The 17581-nt window shown below is 70.7% G+C and carries 15 protein-coding genes; 10 read left to right on the top strand and 5 right to left on the bottom strand.

Annotation, left to right across the window (positions count from 1 at the left end; genetic code table 11):
* The first annotated feature begins 3 nt into the window (after window positions 1-3).
* The 5 genes from ABZT17_RS21495 to ABZT17_RS21515 are packed head-to-tail and all read left to right on the top strand — an operon-like array spanning window position 4 to window position 6655.
* Window positions 4-2868 carry a glycoside hydrolase family 2 TIM barrel-domain containing protein gene (locus ABZT17_RS21495; RefSeq protein WP_356351048.1) on the top strand — a complete coding sequence of 955 codons (2865 nt, stop codon included), beginning with the start codon at window positions 4-6 and terminating at the stop codon, window positions 2866-2868.
* Complete coding sequence (locus ABZT17_RS21500; RefSeq protein ID WP_356351050.1) at window positions 2865-4040, top strand: MFS transporter; 1176 nt, start codon at window positions 2865-2867, stop codon at window positions 4038-4040. The genes ABZT17_RS21495 and ABZT17_RS21500 overlap by 4 nt, the downstream gene beginning before the upstream one ends.
* On the top strand, window positions 4037-5044 hold the full coding sequence (locus tag ABZT17_RS21505; protein ID WP_356351051.1) for an ATP-binding cassette domain-containing protein: 1008 nt from the start codon (window positions 4037-4039) through the stop codon (window positions 5042-5044). Before ABZT17_RS21500 ends, ABZT17_RS21505 begins: the two co-directional genes overlap by 4 nt.
* Window position 5045: 1 nt before the next feature.
* The gene (locus tag ABZT17_RS21510) at window positions 5046-5849 is read left to right on the top strand and encodes an ABC-2 family transporter protein (RefSeq protein ID WP_356351052.1); all 804 of its coding nucleotides are present in this window, start codon (window positions 5046-5048) and stop codon (window positions 5847-5849) included.
* A gap of 5 nt (window positions 5850-5854) precedes the next feature.
* Complete coding sequence (locus ABZT17_RS21515; RefSeq protein WP_356351053.1) at window positions 5855-6655, top strand: ABC-2 family transporter protein; 801 nt, start codon at window positions 5855-5857, stop codon at window positions 6653-6655.
* Window positions 6656-6721: 66 nt separating this feature from the next.
* Here ABZT17_RS21515 and ABZT17_RS21520 read toward each other — a convergent pair whose 3' ends face one another.
* Window positions 6722-8707 carry a calcium-binding protein gene (locus ABZT17_RS21520; RefSeq protein ID WP_356351055.1) on the bottom strand — a complete coding sequence of 662 codons (1986 nt, stop codon included), beginning with the start codon at window positions 8705-8707 and terminating at the stop codon, window positions 6722-6724.
* A 302-nt stretch (window positions 8708-9009) separates the two neighbouring features.
* Between ABZT17_RS21520 and ABZT17_RS21525 the strand changes: the two genes are divergently transcribed.
* The 4 genes from ABZT17_RS21525 (at window position 9010) to ABZT17_RS21540 (ending at window position 12609) form a co-directional block, all read left to right on the top strand.
* Window positions 9010-10461 carry an NAD(P)/FAD-dependent oxidoreductase gene (locus ABZT17_RS21525; RefSeq protein ID WP_356351056.1) on the top strand — a complete coding sequence of 484 codons (1452 nt, stop codon included), beginning with the start codon at window positions 9010-9012 and terminating at the stop codon, window positions 10459-10461.
* Window positions 10462-10554: 93 nt separating this feature from the next.
* Window positions 10555-11091 (top strand): hypothetical protein, encoded by a 537-nt coding sequence (locus tag ABZT17_RS21530; RefSeq protein ID WP_356351057.1) that lies wholly within the window; start codon window positions 10555-10557, stop codon window positions 11089-11091.
* 119 nt (window positions 11092-11210) lie between these two features.
* Entirely contained in the window at window positions 11211-11798 is a 588-nt protein-coding gene (locus ABZT17_RS21535; RefSeq protein WP_356351059.1) for a WHG domain-containing protein, read from the top strand.
* On the top strand, window positions 11791-12609 hold the full coding sequence (locus tag ABZT17_RS21540; RefSeq protein ID WP_356351060.1) for an alpha/beta fold hydrolase: 819 nt from the start codon (window positions 11791-11793) through the stop codon (window positions 12607-12609). The genes ABZT17_RS21535 and ABZT17_RS21540 overlap by 8 nt, the downstream gene beginning before the upstream one ends.
* Before the next feature lie 11 nt (window positions 12610-12620).
* Here ABZT17_RS21540 and ABZT17_RS21545 read toward each other — a convergent pair whose 3' ends face one another.
* From ABZT17_RS21545 to ABZT17_RS21555, 3 genes are all read right to left on the bottom strand, one after another.
* On the bottom strand, window positions 12621-13388 hold the full coding sequence (locus tag ABZT17_RS21545; protein ID WP_356351061.1) for an isocitrate lyase/phosphoenolpyruvate mutase family protein: 768 nt from the start codon (window positions 13386-13388) through the stop codon (window positions 12621-12623).
* Window positions 13385-13654 (bottom strand): hypothetical protein, encoded by a 270-nt coding sequence (locus ABZT17_RS21550; protein WP_356351063.1) that lies wholly within the window; start codon window positions 13652-13654, stop codon window positions 13385-13387. Before ABZT17_RS21550 ends, ABZT17_RS21545 begins: the two co-directional genes overlap by 4 nt.
* Window positions 13655-13884: 230 nt before the next feature.
* Window positions 13885-14253 (bottom strand): VOC family protein, encoded by a 369-nt coding sequence (locus tag ABZT17_RS21555; protein ID WP_356351065.1) that lies wholly within the window; start codon window positions 14251-14253, stop codon window positions 13885-13887.
* Between the two features lie 66 nt (window positions 14254-14319).
* On the opposite strand from ABZT17_RS21555, the gene ABZT17_RS21560 reads away from it, so the two are divergent.
* Window positions 14320-15708 (top strand): hypothetical protein, encoded by a 1389-nt coding sequence (locus ABZT17_RS21560; RefSeq protein ID WP_356351066.1) that lies wholly within the window; start codon window positions 14320-14322, stop codon window positions 15706-15708.
* Between the two features lie 86 nt (window positions 15709-15794).
* Here ABZT17_RS21560 and ABZT17_RS21565 read toward each other — a convergent pair whose 3' ends face one another.
* On the bottom strand, window positions 15795-17498 hold the full coding sequence (locus ABZT17_RS21565) for a DUF2264 domain-containing protein (protein WP_356351068.1): 1704 nt from the start codon (window positions 17496-17498) through the stop codon (window positions 15795-15797).
* Window positions 17499-17581: the final 83 nt, after the last annotated feature.

Raw genomic sequence — 17581 nt, forward strand, 5'->3', positions numbered from 1 at the left:
CCGATGACTTCCCGCACCACGTCCACCGATTACGTCGAGGACGTCTCGCCCGGCACCGGGGCCCTCCCGCCCCGCGCCTGGTACGCGTCCTCCGACGCGAAGTCCCTTTCCCTCAACGGCAGCTGGCGGCTGCGTGTGTCGCCGACCGCCGACGCCGAGGACGACTCGTTCGCCGAGGAGGGGTACGACGCCGGGGGCTGGGCCGAGGTCACGGTCCCCGGCCACTGGGTCCTTCAGGGCGACGGCGCCTTCGGCCTGCCCATCTACACCAACCATCTCTACCCGTTCCCGGTGGACCCGCCGCACGTCCCGACGGAGAACCCGACCGGCGACCATCTGCGCGTCTTCGACCTGCCCGAGGACTGGCCGGGCCTCGACGAGGGCGGCGCCGTCATCCGTTTCGACGGCGTCGAGTCCTGCGCCCGCATCTGGCTCAACGGCACCGACATCGGCGAGTTCAAGGGCTCCCGGCTGCCGCACGAGTTCGCGGTCGGCCATCTGCTCAAGCGCAGCGGAAACGTGCTCGCCGTGCGGGTCCACCAGTGGTCCGCCGGGTCCTACCTGGAGGACCAGGACCAGTGGTGGCTGCCCGGTATCTTCCGTGATGTGACGCTGCTGCACCGCCCGGCGGGGAGCGTCCTGGACTTCTTCGTACACGCTTCCTACGACCACCTCACGGGCGAGGGCACTCTGCGCGTCGACTCCGACGTCGACGGGCGGGTGTCGGTGCCCGCCCTGGACATCGATGTCGCCACGGGGGAAGCCGTTACGGTACCGGTCCGGCCGTGGTCGGCCGAGGTGCCCAAGCTGTACGCCGGCGAGCTGGTCACCGAGGGCGAGCGGGTGCCGCTGCGCATCGGTTTCCGTACGGTGGAGCTGGCCGACGGCCTGATCAAGGTGAACGGCAGGGCGGTGCTCTTCAAGGGCGTCAACCGCCATGAATGGCATCCGGAGAAGGGCCGCGCGCTCGACCTCGCGACCATGCGCGAGGACGTACTGCTGATGAAGCGGCACAACCTCAACGCGGTGCGCACCTCGCACTACCCGCCGCACCCGGCCTTCCTGGACCTGTGCGACGAGTACGGCCTCTGGGTCGTCGACGAGTGCGACCTGGAGACCCACGGCTTCACCGAGCAGGCCTGGCGCGACAACCCCGTCGACGACGACCGCTGGACCCCGGCCCTCGTCGACCGCGCCGCGCGTATGGTCGAGCGCGACAAGAACCACCCGTCGGTGGTCATCTGGTCGCTGGGCAACGAGGCCGGCACCGGACGCGGGCTGACCGCGATGGCCGAGTGGATCCACGGCCGCGACTCCTCGCGCCTCGTGCACTACGAGGGCGACTGGAACAGCCGCGACACGGACATGTACTCGCGGATGTACGCCTCGCACGGTGAGGTCGAACAGATCGGCAAGGAGCTGGACGGCGGCACCCACAAGCGCCGGGGGCTCCCCTTCATCCTGTGCGAGTACGGACACGCCATGGGCAACGGCCCGGGCGGCATCGCCGACTACCAGGCGCTGTTCGAGAAGTACGAGCGGCTCCAGGGCGGCTTCATCTGGGAGTGGATCGACCACGGCGTCAGGCACCCCGAGCTGGGCTACGCCTACGGCGGCGACTTCGGCGAGGAGCTGCACGACGGAAACTTCGTCTGCGACGGGTTGGTCTTCCCCGACCGGCAGCCCTCCCCGGGCCTGCTGGAGTTCAAGAAGGTCATCGAGCCCCTGTCGATCGAGGGCGCCGACGCCGCCGTACGGATCACGAACAAGCAGGACTTCGCCGACCTGTCCGCGTTCGCCTTCGAGTGGTCCTGCCAAGTGGACGGCGAGAGCGTCGAGTCGGGCTCGCTGTCCGTGCCCGCGCTCGCCCCGGGCGAGTCCGCGGACGTCAAGCTGCCCGAACCGCCCGCCAAGCACGACGGCGAGACACAGTGGACGGTACGGGCACTGCTGGCCGCCGACACCGGCTGGGGGCCGAAGGGCCACGAGGTGGCGTGGGGTCAGATCCCGGTCGCCGCACGGACGCCGCCGTCCGTCGCCGCGACCGACGGACCGGTGGCCGCCGGCGGTGTGATCACGCTCGGCCCCGCCTCCTTCGACGGCCGCACCGGCGCGCTGAGGACCATCGGCGGCGTCGAGGTGCGCGGGCTGCGCCTGGACGTGTGGCGGGCCACCACCGACAACGACGAGGGCGCCGAGTGGCTGACCGGCGTCCGCTCCGCCGAACTGTGGCGCAAGTACGGCCTGCACCGCATGCGGCACCGCCTGGCCTCGGTGGAACTCGACGACGACGCGCTGACCGTGCGCACCCGAGTCGCCCCGGCAGCCTGGGAGTTCGGGCTCGCCGCGGTGTACCGCTGGACCTCGGACGGCAGCCGGCTCAAGCTGACCGTCTCCGTGGCACCCGAGGGTGAGTGGCCGGTGCCGCTGCCGCGGCTCGGCGTGCGGTTCGGGCTCGCGCAGGCCGATACCGTGAAGTGGTACGGCGGCGGTCCCGGCGAGGGCTATCCGGACACCAAGGCGGCTTCCCGGGTGGGCCGTTGGGAGTCCACGGTCGACGCTCTGCAGACCCCGTACCTGCGCCCGCAGGAGAACGGGGCCCGCGCCGACGTCCGGCTGGCGGAGCTCGGCGGGCTGCGCGTCGAGGGCGACCCGGAGTTCTTCTTCACCGCCCGCCGCTGGACCACCGAGCAGCTGGACGCGGCCACTCATCTCGCGGACCTCACCCCCGACGAGACGGTGTGGGTCAACCTCGACCACGCCCTCCACGGCATCGGCACCGGCTCCTGCGGTCCCGGTGTGCTGCCGCAGTACCAACTGCGGGCCGAGCCCGCCGAGTTCTCGTTCGTCTTCTCGGAGATCAGTTGACGGACACAGACCTTCGGTCCGACGCGGCCGGCCGGCTCTTCAGCCGACCGGCCGCGGTCGCGTCCTGCCTCGGATTCGTTCTCATCGGCATGCTCCAGTCGCTCTACGGTCCCGCGGTGCCGGGTCTGCGCGAGGAGTTCGGCCTCTCCCCGGCGGGCGCGGGCCTCGGTCTGAGCCTGCATTTCACGGGCGGTGTCGCCGGTGTCCTCGCCTTCAACGCGATCCACACCCGGATCAGCAACAGGGCTCTGCTGGGGGCGAGTTACGGACTGATGGCGCTGGGCGCCACGGGCTTCGCGCTCGCCCCGGAGTGGCCTCTCGCGCTCGCCGCGGCCTTCCTCTGCGGACTGGGCTTCGGCGGCATCGACTACGGCCTCAACCAGCTCTTCGCCGGCGGCTTCGGCAACCGTTCCACGGCCATGCTGAACGTCCTCAACGCCCACTTCGGCATCGGCGCGGTGCTCGGTCCGGCGGTGGTGGCATGGCTGGGCCCGGACGAGTACCCGTACGCCTTCGGGGCCTGCGCGGCACTGGCGGCGCTGCTGGTCGTACTGGGCTCCCGTGGCGTACGTACGAAGGAGGAAACCGGTTCACCGGCGGAATCCGCGGCGCGGGGCGGCCTCGGCCTGTCGCGTCTGCTTCTCGGGTTCCTCGTCCTCTACATCCTCAACGTCGGCGTCGAGGCGGGTGTCGGCGGCTGGGAACCCACCCATCTGGAGACCGTCGGCTACAGCGCGACCGTGGCCGCCTCGGCGACCTCGGTGTACTGGCTGATGATGACGGCGGGCCGTTTCCTCGTCGTACCGATCACCCTGAGGTACTCCCCCGAGCGCATTCTCACCGTCTGCGCGGCCGGCATGACCGTATGTCTGCTGCTGGCACGTGTAAAAGGAGTGGCGCCGGTGGCCTACGCCGGTGTTGGGTTGTTCATCGCACCGGTCTTTCCGACCGGTCTGCCCTGGCTGAACAGGGCGCTCCCCCAGGCGAGGCGCGCCGGTGCCTGGGTCATCGCCGCGTCGATGACCGGTGGAGTGGCGGCTCCCCCGCTGCTGGGGGTGGGCATCGAGGCCTCGGGCATCCATGCGGTCCCCTGGCTGCTGACCGCGCTCTCCGCCGCCTCGCTCGCGGCGACGGTCTGGTTGATCCGACTCACCCGGAGGTTCGTCGATTGATCGGCAGCATCGAGGTGCGCGGCCTGTCCCGCACCTTCACCACCACGGTCCGCCGCCCCGGTTTCACGGGCGCGCTCAGATCCCTGGTCAATCCGGAGCGGGTCGTCAAGCACGCCGTTTCCGACATCGGTTTCGACGTGGCGCCGGGCGAACTCCTCGCCCTGCTCGGGCCGAACGGCGCCGGCAAGTCCACCACCATCAAGATGCTCACCGGCATCCTCACACCCACCTCCGGCGAGGCCCGGGTCGCGGGCGTGGTGCCGTACGAGGAGCGGGAGCGCAACGCCCGTAACATCGGCGCGGTGTTCGGGCAGCGCACCCAGCTGTGGTGGGACCTGCCGGTCAAGGAGTCGTTCGCGATCCTGCGGGACATCTACGACGTGCCGAAGGCCGAACACGCGGCGCGGCTGCGGGAGTTCGACGAGATCCTCGAACTGTCCGCGTTCTGGGACACCCGGGTCCGCCATCTCTCCCTCGGCCAGCGGGTGCGCTGCGACCTGGCGGCCGCGCTGCTGCACGACCCGCTGGTCGTCTTCCTCGACGAGCCGACCATCGGTATGGACGTGGTGGTCAAGGAACAGGTGCGGGAGTTCCTCCGGCACCAGGTCGAACAGCGCGGCCGTACCGTCCTGTTGACCACGCACGACATGACGGAGGTGGAGCGGCTCGCCGAGCGGGTCGTGCTCATCAACCACGGGCGGCTGGTGCTCGACGGCACGCTCGACGAGATCCGCCGCAAGTACGGCTCGACGTGGCAGGTGCGGGCCACGCTCGCCGACGCCCACACCGACGTCGTCCCGCCACCGGGCATCGCGGTGCTGCGACAGGACGGTCCGCAGGTGGTGTTCGGGCCGGACGGCGCCGACGCGCCGACGGTCCACCAGGCGCTCAAGGCGGTCATCGAGCGGTACGAGGTGACCGGCGTCGCCATCGACGAGGCGGACCTGGAGGACGTGATGCGGGCCGCGTACGTCCACGCGGGGCCGGCCGGGGAAGGGGACTGAGGTGGCTGTCCTGCACGCGTGGCGCGCCGCCCGTGTCACCCCGCTCGGTGAGCTCCACGCCCCGCCGCGGATGACGGCCGTCCTGATCCGGCTGGTCGTCCAGGTGGTGCTGGTCGCCTCGCTGTGGAGCGGCCTGTACGCGCATTCCGGCCCGACCGCCGGACTGAGCCGCGAGCAGGCGATCACGTACGCGGTGCTGGCTGTACTCGCCTCCCGGCTGCGGGAGTTGGACCAGTACGCGGGCCGGGACACCGTGCTGCAGCACATGCACTTCGGCACCATCGTCTACTGGTATCTGCGTCCTCTGCCGCCCGCCCGCTACCACGCGCTGCGCGCACTCGGCGAGCAGGTCTACGGGGCCGCCTGGGCGCTCGCGGGATACGCGGTGTGCCTCGCCGTGGGGGTGGTGGAACCGCCGGGGTCGGCGGCCGTGGCCGGGGTGTTCGTGCTCAGCCTGCTGCTCGGTCAGCTCATCCTCTACTTCATCATGCTGCTCATCGATCAGTGGTGTTTCTGGATGCTGCGCAACAGCTCCGCCGTGCTGATCCTGATCTTCGCGCAGAACCTGCTGTCCGGTGTCTACGCGCCGCTGTGGTTCTTTCCCGACTGGTTCCGCACGATGAGCACCTTCCTGCCCTTCCAGGCGACGCTCAGCGTGCCGCTGTCGCTGTACATCGGCCGCATCCGGCCGGCCGACGCGGGCGAGCAGCTGGCGATCCAGGCCGGTTGGGTCGTGGTGCTCTTCCTCTTCACCCGGTTCCTGTGGCGGCGGGCCGCCCGCCGTGTCGTCTCCCAGGGAGGCTGAGGCCTGTGAACGCCGTCCGGATCGCCTGGCGCATCACGCGTCTCAATATCCGTGCCCAGATGGAGTACCGGGTCGAGTTCCTGCTGAACATCGCGATCGGCGCGATCTGGCAGGTGTCGGTGATCGTGTTCGCCACCGTGCTGCTGGCCCGGTTCACCGGGATGGGCGGCTGGGACAGCTCCGACGTACTGCTGATCCCGGCGACGCGCATGCTGGCGCACGGGTTGTTCGTGCTCTTCCTGGGCCGGCTGCACGGGGTGGGCCGGTTCATCCAGGAAGGCATGATCGACATCTATCTGGTACGGCCCCTGCCGGTCCACCGCCAGGTGCAGCTGCAGTACTTCCCCACCAACGCGATCGGTGACCTGACCGTCGCCGTCGGACTCATGGCCGGTGCCCTGACGCGCAGTCAGCTCGACTGGACGGCGGGCCGGATCACGTATCTCATCGCCTGTCTGGTCGGTGGGATGCTCCTGGAGGCGGCCCTGTTCACGGTGGTGGCCTGCGCCTCTCTCCGGTTCCCGGCCGCCGACTACTGGGGCCGCTGGCTGGAGGAGCTGCTCGGCACCTTCGGCAGCTATCCGCTGAACGTGCTGCCCAGGGCGGTGAGCGGTCTGCTCACCTTCGGTCTCCCGCTCGCCTTCGTCGCCTACTTCCCGGCCGCGGTACTGACCGGGCACGGGCACGACACGGGCGTACCGTACTGGCTGGCCGCGTCGTCACCGCTGCTCGGGGTGGTCGCGTACCTGGCCGCGAGGCTGCTGTGGCGCTGGAGTCTGAACCACTACGCGGGCGTGAACGGTTGACGTCCCGGGCGGCGCCGGCCCCGGTGGGATCGGCGCCGCCCGGGTGCCCCGGAGGTGTGGTGATCCCTAGGGGCAGCTGATCCGGGTGTCCCCGGTGTCCGTCGTACAGGTGTCGGTGCCGGGGCCGCCGTTGGCGGTGTCGTTGCCGGAAACGTTGTCGACGGTGTTCAGCCGGTCGTTTCCGTAATTGCCGATCAAGGTGTCGTTTCCGGGACCGCCGTTGAGGGTGTCGTCGTTGTAGCCGCCGTCGACGCGGTCGTTCCCGTAGTTTCCGTAAACGGTGTCATTGCCGTTGCCCGCGCTGATGGTGTCGTCACCGCCGAGGCCGCAGATCACATCGACACCCGAGCCGCCGGTGATGGTGTCGTTGCCGCTGGTGCCGATCCGGGTGCAGCCGCGGGCGTTGTTGACGGTGGTCGTCGCCGTGGCCGTGTTGTTCGCGGTGTTCGGGTCCGTCTGGGTGGCGGTGACCGAGGCGCGCTCGGAGAGGGTGCCGGTGGCCCTGGGTTCGGCGACTACGGTCACCGTCGCCTGCGCGCCGGGGGCGAGGGTGCCGAGTGCGCAGGTGACGGCGGTCGTGCAGGTCCCCTGTGAGGGCGTCGCCGAGATCACGGATCCCGCCGGGCCGGTGAAGGTGTCGGTGAGGGAGACGCCGGTGGCCGTGGCGGTGGTGCTGTTGTTGGTGACCGTGATGGTGTACGTGGCCCGGTCGCCGATGCTGACGGTGCTCGTCCCGGTCTTGGTGACCGACAGGTCGACACCGGCCGGGGGCGGCGGGGTGCCCGTGCCGCCCAGGTAGCGGGCGAGGGCTCGGTCGCCGTCGCTGTCGTCGCCGAAGGCGAGGATCTTGGCGTCCGGCTGGAGGGCGAGGCTGTTCACGATGTCGCCGGTGCCGAAGTCGGTCGTCGTCCGGCCGTTCGTGCCGAAACCGGTGTCCAGGGTGCCGTCGGCGTTGTAACGGGCGAGCGCGAAGTCGCCGCCGGCGGTACCGCCCGCGACGATGCGGTCGTCGGGCTGGAGCATGAGGTCCTGCACCGCGGAGCCGGTGCCGAAGCTCGTGGTGACCACACCGCCCGTGCCGAAACCGCTGTCGAGAGTGCCGTCGACGTTGTAACGGATCAGTGTGAAGTTGCTGCCGGTCGATCCGGAAACGACGATCTTCCCGCTCGACTGCACCACAGCGGTCTCGCCGAAGTTGTATCCGCCCAGGTCCGTGGTGACCCGGCCGTCGCCGCTGAAGGTGGTGTCGAGGCTGCCGTCGGGGTTGTAGCGGGCCGCGGCGAAGTCGAACGAGGTCTCGCCCGCGTAGCCGGCCATGACGATCCTCCCGTCGGGCTGGAGCGCCATGTCGTTCCCGGTGGCGCCGCCCACGTCCTGGAACGAGGTGGTCACCTGACCGTCACCCCCGCCGAAGGAACCGTCCGGAGTGCCGTTGGACAGATAGCGGACGAGCGCGAACTCGCCCCCGGCCGTGCCACCGCCCAGGATCTTCCCGTCCGGCTGCACCGTGACGGCGGCCGCGTCCTCGGCACCGCCGGCCAGTCCGGGAATGACCCAGCCGGTGCCGGCGCCGCCGAAACCGGTGTCGAGCGTGCCGTCCGTGTTGTAGCGGGCCACCGTGAACCAGCAGCAGCCGGCGTTCTCGTCCGCGGTCTTCTGGGTGCGTCCGACCACGACGATCTTCCCGTCGGACTGGATCGCGACCCCCTCGGCCACGTCGTCGCCGCCCTCGAAGTCGGTCAGCGCCTCGCCGCCGCTGCCGAAGGAGGTGTCGACGCTGCCGTCCGGGTTGTGCCGCATCACGGAGAACTCGTCGTCCAGGTTCACCGGATCCTGCCTGGTGCCGACCGTGACGATCTTGCCGTCGGCCTGGACCGCCAGGTCCTGCCCGTCGGCGAACGTGCCACGGGTGACACGGACCTTTCCGCCGGTACCGAACGACGGGTCCAGATCACCGGGTACGGCGAGGGCACTTCCCGGCAGCGCGACGACGAGCACGAGCGCCGCGGCGGCGGCTCGCAGAAGTCCCCGTAGGGATACAAGGTTGGGCATGCGCCCAGCTTCCGGACGCCCGTACGACACCGGTCGGCGGCTGGCCAGGGAGTGGGCCCACTGGACCGCACACTTCCACCCGCCGGGGTGACCGCACCGACAATCGGCATACGCTCGCCGTCCGGTGGACCTCGGACGTCAACTGCCTTTTGGAGAAGTTCAGTTGACGCGGAGGCCTGCGCAGAAACGGTTTCCCGACCGTCGATTCACACCTATACGGTAATTTCGTTCGTCCTCTGCCGGACGGGCCGAGGCCTACCATCCCTGGAGGCGTTTTCGACGCTTTCGTCAAGGAGGGTCCCATGGTCACGGCGGTCGTGGTGGGAAGCGGTCCCAACGGTCTCGCGGCCGCCGTCCTGCTGGCCCGCGAGGGCGTGGACGTGACCGTCCTGGAGGCGGCCCGGACGATCGGCGGGGGAACCCGCACCAGCGAGCTGACACCCGGTCTGCTGCACGATCACTGCTCCGCCATCCACCCCATGACGGTGGGCTCACCCTTTCTGGGCGGGCTCGGTCTCGAACGGCACGGTCTGCGCTGGCGGCTGCCGGAGATCGACTGTGCGCACCCGTTGGACTCGGGCGCCGCGGGGGTGCTGCGCCGGTCGGTGCCGGAGACCGCCGAGGGGCTCGGCGCGATCGACGGGCCCCGGTGGCGACGGCTGTTCGGGCCGCTCGCCGAGGGCTTCGACGGGCTGGCCGAGGACATGATGGGACCGCTCGCACGCGTCCCCCACCACCCCTTCCTGCTGGCCCGGTTCGGGATTCCGGCCCTGCTGCCGGCCGGCACGGTGGCCGGGCTGTGGCGCGGCGAGCAGGCCCGTGCCCTGTTCGGCGGGGTGGCGGCGCACGCCTTCCGGCCTCTGAACCGGCCCGCGACCGCCGCGATCGGGCTGTCGATCGTCGCGGCCGGGCACCGGCACGGCTGGGCGGTGGCCGAGGGCGGATCGCGGGCGATCACCGACGCGCTGGCCTCGCTCCTGACCGAGTTGGGCGGACGTGTCGAGACCGGATTCCATGTGCGCTCGTACGCCCAACTGCCACCGGCCGACGTGGTGTTGTTCGACACAGCGCCGGGTGCGGTGGTCGACATCCTGGGCGACCGGCTGCCGACGCGGGTGGCTCGCGCCTACCGCCGCTACCGGCACGGGCCCGGCGCCTTCAAGGTCGACTTCGCGGTCGAGGGCGGGGTGCCGTGGACGAACGAAGCGGCGCGACATGCGGGGACGGTCCATCTCGGCGGCACCTTCGAGGAGGTCGCCGCGGCCGAACGGGCCGTCTGCGCGGGGCGGATGCCGGAGCGGCCGTTCGTCCTGGTCGGCCAGCAGTACCTGGCCGACCCGAGCCGGTCGAACGGTGACGTCCATCCCGTGTGGACGTACGCCCATGTGCCGCACGGTTACGACGGCGACGCGACCGACGCCGTCGTACGGCAGATCGAGCGCTTCGCGCCGGGTTTCCGGGAACGGGTCCTCGACAAAGCGGTCCGCTCACCGGCCGGCTACGCGGAGTACAACCCGAACTACGTCGGCGGGGACATCGTCACCGGCGCGAACACCGTCCTCCAGCTCATGGGCCGCCCACGGCCGGCCCTCGACCCGTACAGCACCGGCGTACCGGGTGTGTTCCTGTGCTCCGCGGCGACCCCTCCGGGGGCCGGGGCGCACGGAATGTGCGGAGCGTTCGCGGCGAGGTCGGCGCTGCGTCATCTGCGGGGCGGTCACCGGCACCGGGCACTCGCCGGAAACAGGTCGTAGAGGAATGCCGGGAATGCGGTTTCACGCGCCGTTCCGAAGGGGCAGCGCAGGCTGCCGACGCCCGGCCGGCACCCCTCGTGCAGGATGGCCACCATGTACGGACGCTTCGGAAACCCCAGCCCACGCCAGGTCGAGCCCGGTGACCATCCCGCGTGGGACGAGGCCCTGGCCCTGGTCAACCGGGACGTGGCCGCGACCCTGCCGGATCAGAGACCGCTCCGCCTCATGGCCCTGCCGCCCTGGGAGGAAGGGGGACCGGAGATCGTCCACGTCACCCTGGCGAACGGCGAGTGGTGGGGCGAGCACCTCCGGCACGACCCCGCCGAGCCGCACCCCGATCCCCTTGCCGCCCTTGCCGCCGTCGCCGAGGCCGCGCAGGACACGGTTACCGAGCGGCTCTGGCAGGCGTGGCCGGTATGCGCGGCGCACGACCGTGGGATGCACCTGAGTGAGGACGAGAGTCACCCCGTGTGGCGGTGCGCGGGCGACGGACGGGATCCGGCGCACGTGGGAGCGCGGGTCGGCGAGCTCGGCACGCAGTCCGCGGCGACGGGCCGGTCCTCATCGCTGGACCGATCCACTCCGAGCGATCGGTCCACTCCGAGCGACCGGTCCACTCCGAGCGGCTGAGCGTGTTTAACGCCCGCGCCGGCGGACCGGCCGGGCCATGAGCAGGTTAACCGGTCGCCGGGAGCAACCTCGGTCAGCTAGTTTTCTTCCTAGACCCTCTAGGAAGGATCCGGATCGCCATGGCCAGAGCCGGTCTCACCCCCGACCGCATCACCGCGGCCGCCGCCGACCTCGCCGACGAGATCGGGTTCGAGAACGTCACGCTCTCCGCCCTTGCCCGCCGCTTCGGCGTCAGGGACGCGAGCCTGTACTCGCACATCCGGAATCTCCAGGACCTGCGCACACGGATGGCGTTTCTGGCCGGTGGCGAGTTGATCGACCGCATCGCGACCGCGGTGGCCGGCCGGGCCGGCAAGGACGCGCTGACGGCATTCGCCGACGCCTACCGGGAGTTCGCGCTGACGCGCCCCGGCCGGTACGCCGCCACCCAGATCCGTATCGACCAGTCCCTCATCGCGGACTCCCCCGAACTGCGCCGCACCGCCGAGATCACCTACGGCATGCTCCGCGCCTACGGCCTCCAGGAGCCCGACCTCACCGACGCCGTCCGCCTGCTGCGCAGCACCTTCCACGGCTACTGCGCCCTCGAGGCGACCGGGGGATTCGGCGCTGCGCGTGAGGTGCGGCGGTCCTGGGAGAAAGCGGTCGACGCACTGCACATCGCCCTCGAACACTGGCCCCGGGAAGGAACTCAGAACCATGACTGAGCAACTCCACTACGACGTGCGGGGCAACGGACCCGTACTGCTGATCGTCCCCGGTGGCGCCGGGCACCCCATGGGGCTCGGCCCGGTGACGGAGGCCCTCGCCGACCGCTTCACCGTCGTCACCCACGATCCGCTGGGCCTCGGTCACGGACGCCTGGGACAGCCCGTCGCCGACCAGAGGCCACAGGACTGGAGCGACGGCGCGGCCCGAGTGCTCGATGAGGTGCTCCCGGAAGGGGAGTCGGCTTACGTCCTCGGGATCAGCGCCGGCGGGATCGCCGCACTCGATCTGCTCGTCCGGCACCCGCAGCGGCTTCGGCACATCGTCGCGCACGAGCCGCCGTGTGTGGGCGTACTGCCGGACGGGGCACACCAACAGGCGAAGTTCCTTGAGGTGTACGACACTTACCGCGCCGCCGGACTGGAAGCGGCCGGCGACCGGATGAGCGCCTTCCTGGCCGGGCAGGAGCCGCGGGAGCAGGCTGTGACACAACCTCCCGCGCCGGACGAGGAGCTGAACATTCCCATGGCCATCTTCCTGACCCGCGTCCTGCCGCACTTCACCAGATACACGCCCGCTCCTGACGCCCTTGCCGCCTCCCCTGCCCGCCTCACCCTGGCTGCCGGTGCCGATTCCCGCGGCCAACTCCTCCACCGCACGGCCGTGTTCCTCGCCGAGCACTCCAAGAGCTCGTTCGTCGAGCTCCCCGGTGGACATCTCGGCGTGATGGAGCACCCGGTCGCCTACGCCGAGCGACTCGCCCGGACCCTGGCCCCGCTCGACGACCCCGGCGCTCCACTGGCGCGTTAGCCTGCCGAAGATCACGCCCGGTCACGGTGGACGACCTCGTCGTACGAGGGTGCCCGGCCCGCGGGTGTCCGCCCGGCCCGAACGTCGGCCACCGTCTCCAGGGCGGCCCCCAGCGCCCGCCGGTACAGCAGCGAGCCGAGGCTGACACGGTGCACACCGAGGTCGGCGAGCTGGGGAAGGGTGGGGCCGGTGGGCGAGTAGAGGATGTTCAGGGGTACCTGGACATGCCGGACGAGGGCGGCGATCGTCCCGGGGTCGATGAGCCCGGGGACGAACACGCCGTCTGCACCTGCCTGTTGGTAGGCGTCGAGCCGCCGCAGTGTCTCGCTGATGCCGTCGTCTCCGCTCACTTCTCCCGACCAGTACGTGTCCGTCCGGGCGTTGACGAAGAGGTCGGGTGCGGCGGACTTGACGGCGGCGATCTTCGCGATGTGGCGCTCCAAGGGGCCCATGCCGTCCTCCAGGTTGACGCCGACGGCCCCGGCCGTCCACAACTGCCGCGTGAACTCGCCCACCTCGTCCGGGTCTTCGCTGAAGCCGCCTTCCGCGTCGACCGACAGCAGGAAGGGGCCGTCGCCGAGGGACAGGGCGAGGCGGAGGGTCTCGTCGCGGGTCGCGGAGGCGCCGTCGGGCAGTCCGACGGCCGCGGCGACACCGAGGCTGGTCGTTCCGATCGCGCGAAATCCCTGTGTGGCGAGGGCGGTTGCGGAGGCGTGGTCCCAGGCGTTGGGCAGGAGCAGGGGCCGCTCGGTGCGGTGCAGGTCCGCGAACGCCGTCATGCGAGGTCCCCCACGGCGTCGGCGTAGTACGTGGATCCTCCGAGATGGCGGGCGAGTTCACGAAAGCTCAAGCCTTCACCCGGTGAGTCGTCGAGTTGTATGTCGGGGAGCGCGTCTAGGGCGAGCCGGGTGAGCCTGCCGCCGGCCTCGTCGAGGTCCTCCTGGGTGAAGGGCGCGAGATCCGCCTCTGTGATGCCGGCGGAGGCGTGCCACCGGTCGGGCTGCGGCTCCTGGCCGGCAACGGACTGGGCGTCGGTCTCCGGCACGGGCTGGGCGTGGGTGTCCTGCGTGGCTTGGGAGCGGGTTTCCTGTACGGGTCGGACGTCGGCTTCCGGCGCGGGTGGGGCTGGCGCTTCCCTCACGGACCGGACGGGCGCTTCCTGCGAGGACGGAGCAGACGCTTTCTGCGGGCTTTCGGTCATGGCGGCACGGTAGGCGCGTGTTGCTTCGGTGCCGGCCGAAGTGTGCGGGAGGTGAATCGGTTTCCCGGGCGGCCTCAGACGCCCCGCTCCGTCGCACTCCGCTCCACACAGAACTCGTTCCCCTCCGGGTCGGCGAGGACGGCCCAGCCCGTGCCGTCCGGATTGCGACGGTCGTCGACCAGTGTGGCGCCGAGGGCGAGCAGGCGGTGGACCTCCTCGTCGCGGCTGTGTTCCTGCGGCTGGAGGTCGAAGTGGACACGGTTCTTCACGGACTTGGGCTCCGGCACGGTGACGAACAGAAGACCTGCGCCGGCGATCAGTGCCTCGGGGTCGCCCGGCTTGTCGTCGTCCTGCAGAGGTTGTCCGAGCACCTGGGCCCAGAAGCTCCCGAGCGCATAGGCGTCGGCTGAGTCGATCGTCACATGGCGGATGGAAGAGGTCATGCGCGCGATTGTCGTGAGCCCGGTCACGAGCGGCAACCTTTTTACGGCCCGCGCCGACCTGGGGACATGACATCCGCAAGACGCACGACGTCTCATCGCCGGGTCCGGGTCGCCCGCACACCCGTGATCGCCGGACTCGCCGCGACCGCCGCACTGCTCGGCGCCTGGTACGCCACCGCCGGCGCCTCGACGACCACCGCGGGCGACCTCACGGTCTCCACCACCTCGGTGAGCCTTCCGGCGAAGTTCCCCTATCTGTCAGCCGGTTACAACAACACACGCGAGTGGACCCGGACGGCGACCGCGGTCGCCCCGAACGGCACCCTGCGTGTGGCCTGGCCGGCCGCGGACGGCGTCCATGTCACACCGCTGAACTCGGCCGGGAAGCGCTCGGGCGCGGACACCGTCGTCAAGGGCGCCAAGGAGGTCGGCGGTCTGGTCGCGCACAACGACGGCTTCGCCCTGCTCACCCGGGTCGCCGACACCAACAAGTGGCACGACACGGCGGCAGCGCTCATCCGCTACAGCAACGGCAAACAGAGCTGGCGTACGAAACTCACCGGAACCGCTTCCCACGACACGTCCCCGACTCTCGACGGCCAGCTCACCTGGAACGGTTCCAAGTACGGCGCGTACTTCGTCGTGCACGGCGCGGGCGGCTTCGCCGACGGGCACTACGGCGACAAGCTGTCCTACATCAGCGGCAAGGGCGCGAAGCTGAGCGGCGGTTGGAGCTGGGGCTGCAGCCACAACGAGGGCATCGCGCTGCACGCCGAGAAGACCGGCGCCTTCACCTCACTGTGCTTCGACGACTGGCGTTCGGGCCTGTTCGTGTCGACGGGCATCGGCGCGCCGGACGTGGCGCCGGTCGTGCAGCGTGAGCAGTGCTGGGCGGGGTACTGCGGCGGCACGTTCCCCGGCCGCACCGGCGACCTGGTGCGCTCGTCGACCGGCCGTTACGCAACCGCTTTCGCCTCTCGTGGCGCGGCCTCCGCGAAGAAGAACGCGGCCGACTCCTCGGGCCGCGGCTGGACGGTCACCCCGAAGACCAGCACCCACCAGGTGGCGGTCGCCTTCCTCAAGAACCGCAACTCCGGTCCCGGCAAGGCGATCTACCTCACCAGCGCCAAGGGCACCGAACATGTGGACGTCCACCTCGCGCCGTACGGCAAGGACCGGCTCCTGCTGTCCTGGGAGTCCCTGAAGAACGCGAAGTGCGGCGCCGGCACCTGCACCGGCACGTTCACGGGAACACATCTGCGGCTCATCGACTGGAACGGAAGGTTCCAGCGCCCGGACAAGGTGGTCCAGGCCCGGATCACCGGGGATCTCGCGGTCCTGAAGGACGGGACGCTGACCTGGGCATACGTGCCGGTGACACCGTCGTACGCGTCCCCGCTGAACGGTGCCTCCCCCACCTCGAAGACCCTGAGGATCGCCCGGCTCACCCTCTGATGAGGACGACGGACCCGGCTAAGCCGCTCGGCCGTCCGGCGCAACACCTCCACGGGGAGCCCCGGACGGCCGACGGCAGCGCCCGCTCATTCCGCGGTGTCGGGCGCAACGACGATCCCGGTCCCGGGCGCCCCCAGCAGAATCCGCACCTCGGGCCCCTCGGACCAGCGGACGGTCAATTGCCGTGGTCCGTGCGCCAGAACGCTCACGGTCTCCCCCAGCGGCACCGCGTCCGCGTCTCCGGTGAGCCGAGCGAGCGCGACGAAAAGCGTGTCGCCCTCGCCGGTCACGCCGGTCAGCGTTTCCGACAGTCCGACGGCCGGCAGCAGCTCGGACCGCACCCCCTCCGCCGCCGCCCACCCGGTCACCCGCACCGGCGTCCCCGGCACGGCCCCCGCCACCAGATGCGCCCGCACCTCCACGGCCCCACGCGCCACCACCACGCTCGTCACCCGGGCGCCTCCACCGGCCGTGTGCCGGGAGGCCGCCCATCCCTCCCCCACGCCCAGCGGCTCGATCTCCGTGCGGCTCGGATCCTCCCCGACGATCACGCTGTTGTCGTACGACGTCGAAGGCACCGTCACCGTCGAGTACGCGAGTCGCGTGTAGTAGGGGTCGTAACGGACGTCCTCGCTGCCGTGGTTGTGGAGGCGGACGACGCCGTCCGAACTCGTGGACTGCAGCAGCCAGTTGGGCGGACCGACCGGAGTGGTCGCATCCGCGCGGTCCGTCGGGCCCGGTTCCTCCGTCGCCGTCCACACCGGATGGTTCTCCGGGAGGAGCAGACCGAGGAAACCCTTGCTCGCCCAGTAGGGAGAGGCGGGGCCCGAATAGCCTTGGAGGACGGCGGAGTCGGGGCCGTGCCAGCCGAGGGTCAGCAACCCGTGCTCATCCACCGCGCCCCGCTCCAGGAAGTACTTCAGCGCGCCGGACGCCAACCGTCGTGTCTGCCCCGGCGTCAGCGGCGTACGTCCGGACAGTGCGCCCAGCCACAGCGGGGCCGTGGTCGCGAAGCGGTAGGTGAGCGAGCGGCCCTGGTGCATGGGTGCGCCGTCGCCGCCGAACAGGCGCGCGTAGTCCTCCAGATGGCGGGAGAGCCGCCCGCCGTAGAGATCCAGCAGCCGCTCGTCGTCGGCGAGCCGGGCGTGCAGCACCGGGTAGAGGTGCATGGCCCAGCCGTTGTAGTAGTCGAACTTGCGGCCGTCGCCGTCCGTGTACCAGCCGTCGCCCACGTACCAGTTCTCGATGCGCTCGAGGCCGTGATCGATCGCCTTGCGGGACGCCTCCGTCTCGTAACCGATCTCGTGGAGGAATCCGCCGACCGTGACCGGGAACAACTCCCAGTTGCAGGGCCAGGCTTCGGCGGTCAGCGCGTCGCCGAGCCAGGCCGCTGCCCGCTGTCGTACGCCGTCGTCCAGGCGGTCCCACAGCAGTGGGCGCGTCAGCCTGAGCGCCAAGGCGATCGACGCGGCCTCGACGAGCGGCTGGCCGCGGTCCTCGATGCGGGGCCAGATACCGGTTACTCCGGCCGCGAGGCCCTCGGCATAGCGCTCCAGCGCCGTCTCGTCACTGCGGAAGGCGGCGAGGAGCAGGGTGCGGGCGTAGCCCTCCAGGCCGTCGGAGAGCCGACCGGACCAGCTCTGGCGGTCCCCGGGGAAGTGATAGAGCGCACCGCCATCCGTCGCGTACGGCTCGACCGCGGCGAGCAGGGCGTCGGCCGCCGCCTCCCAGTGGGAACGGGTGTAACCGGTGTACGGGCTCAGGGTGTGATCGGCGGAGGGCAGGTGCATGGCTCTCTTTTCAGCGGGTGTGGCTGCGGCGTCGGTGCCGTCGCCGCGTCCCCGGGCGCCGGTACAGGCCTGGGGCGCCCCGG

Source organism: Streptomyces sp. NPDC005648 (genome assembly GCF_040605395.1).
In the GTDB taxonomy this organism is placed as follows: Bacteria; Actinomycetota; Actinomycetes; order Streptomycetales; family Streptomycetaceae; genus Streptomyces.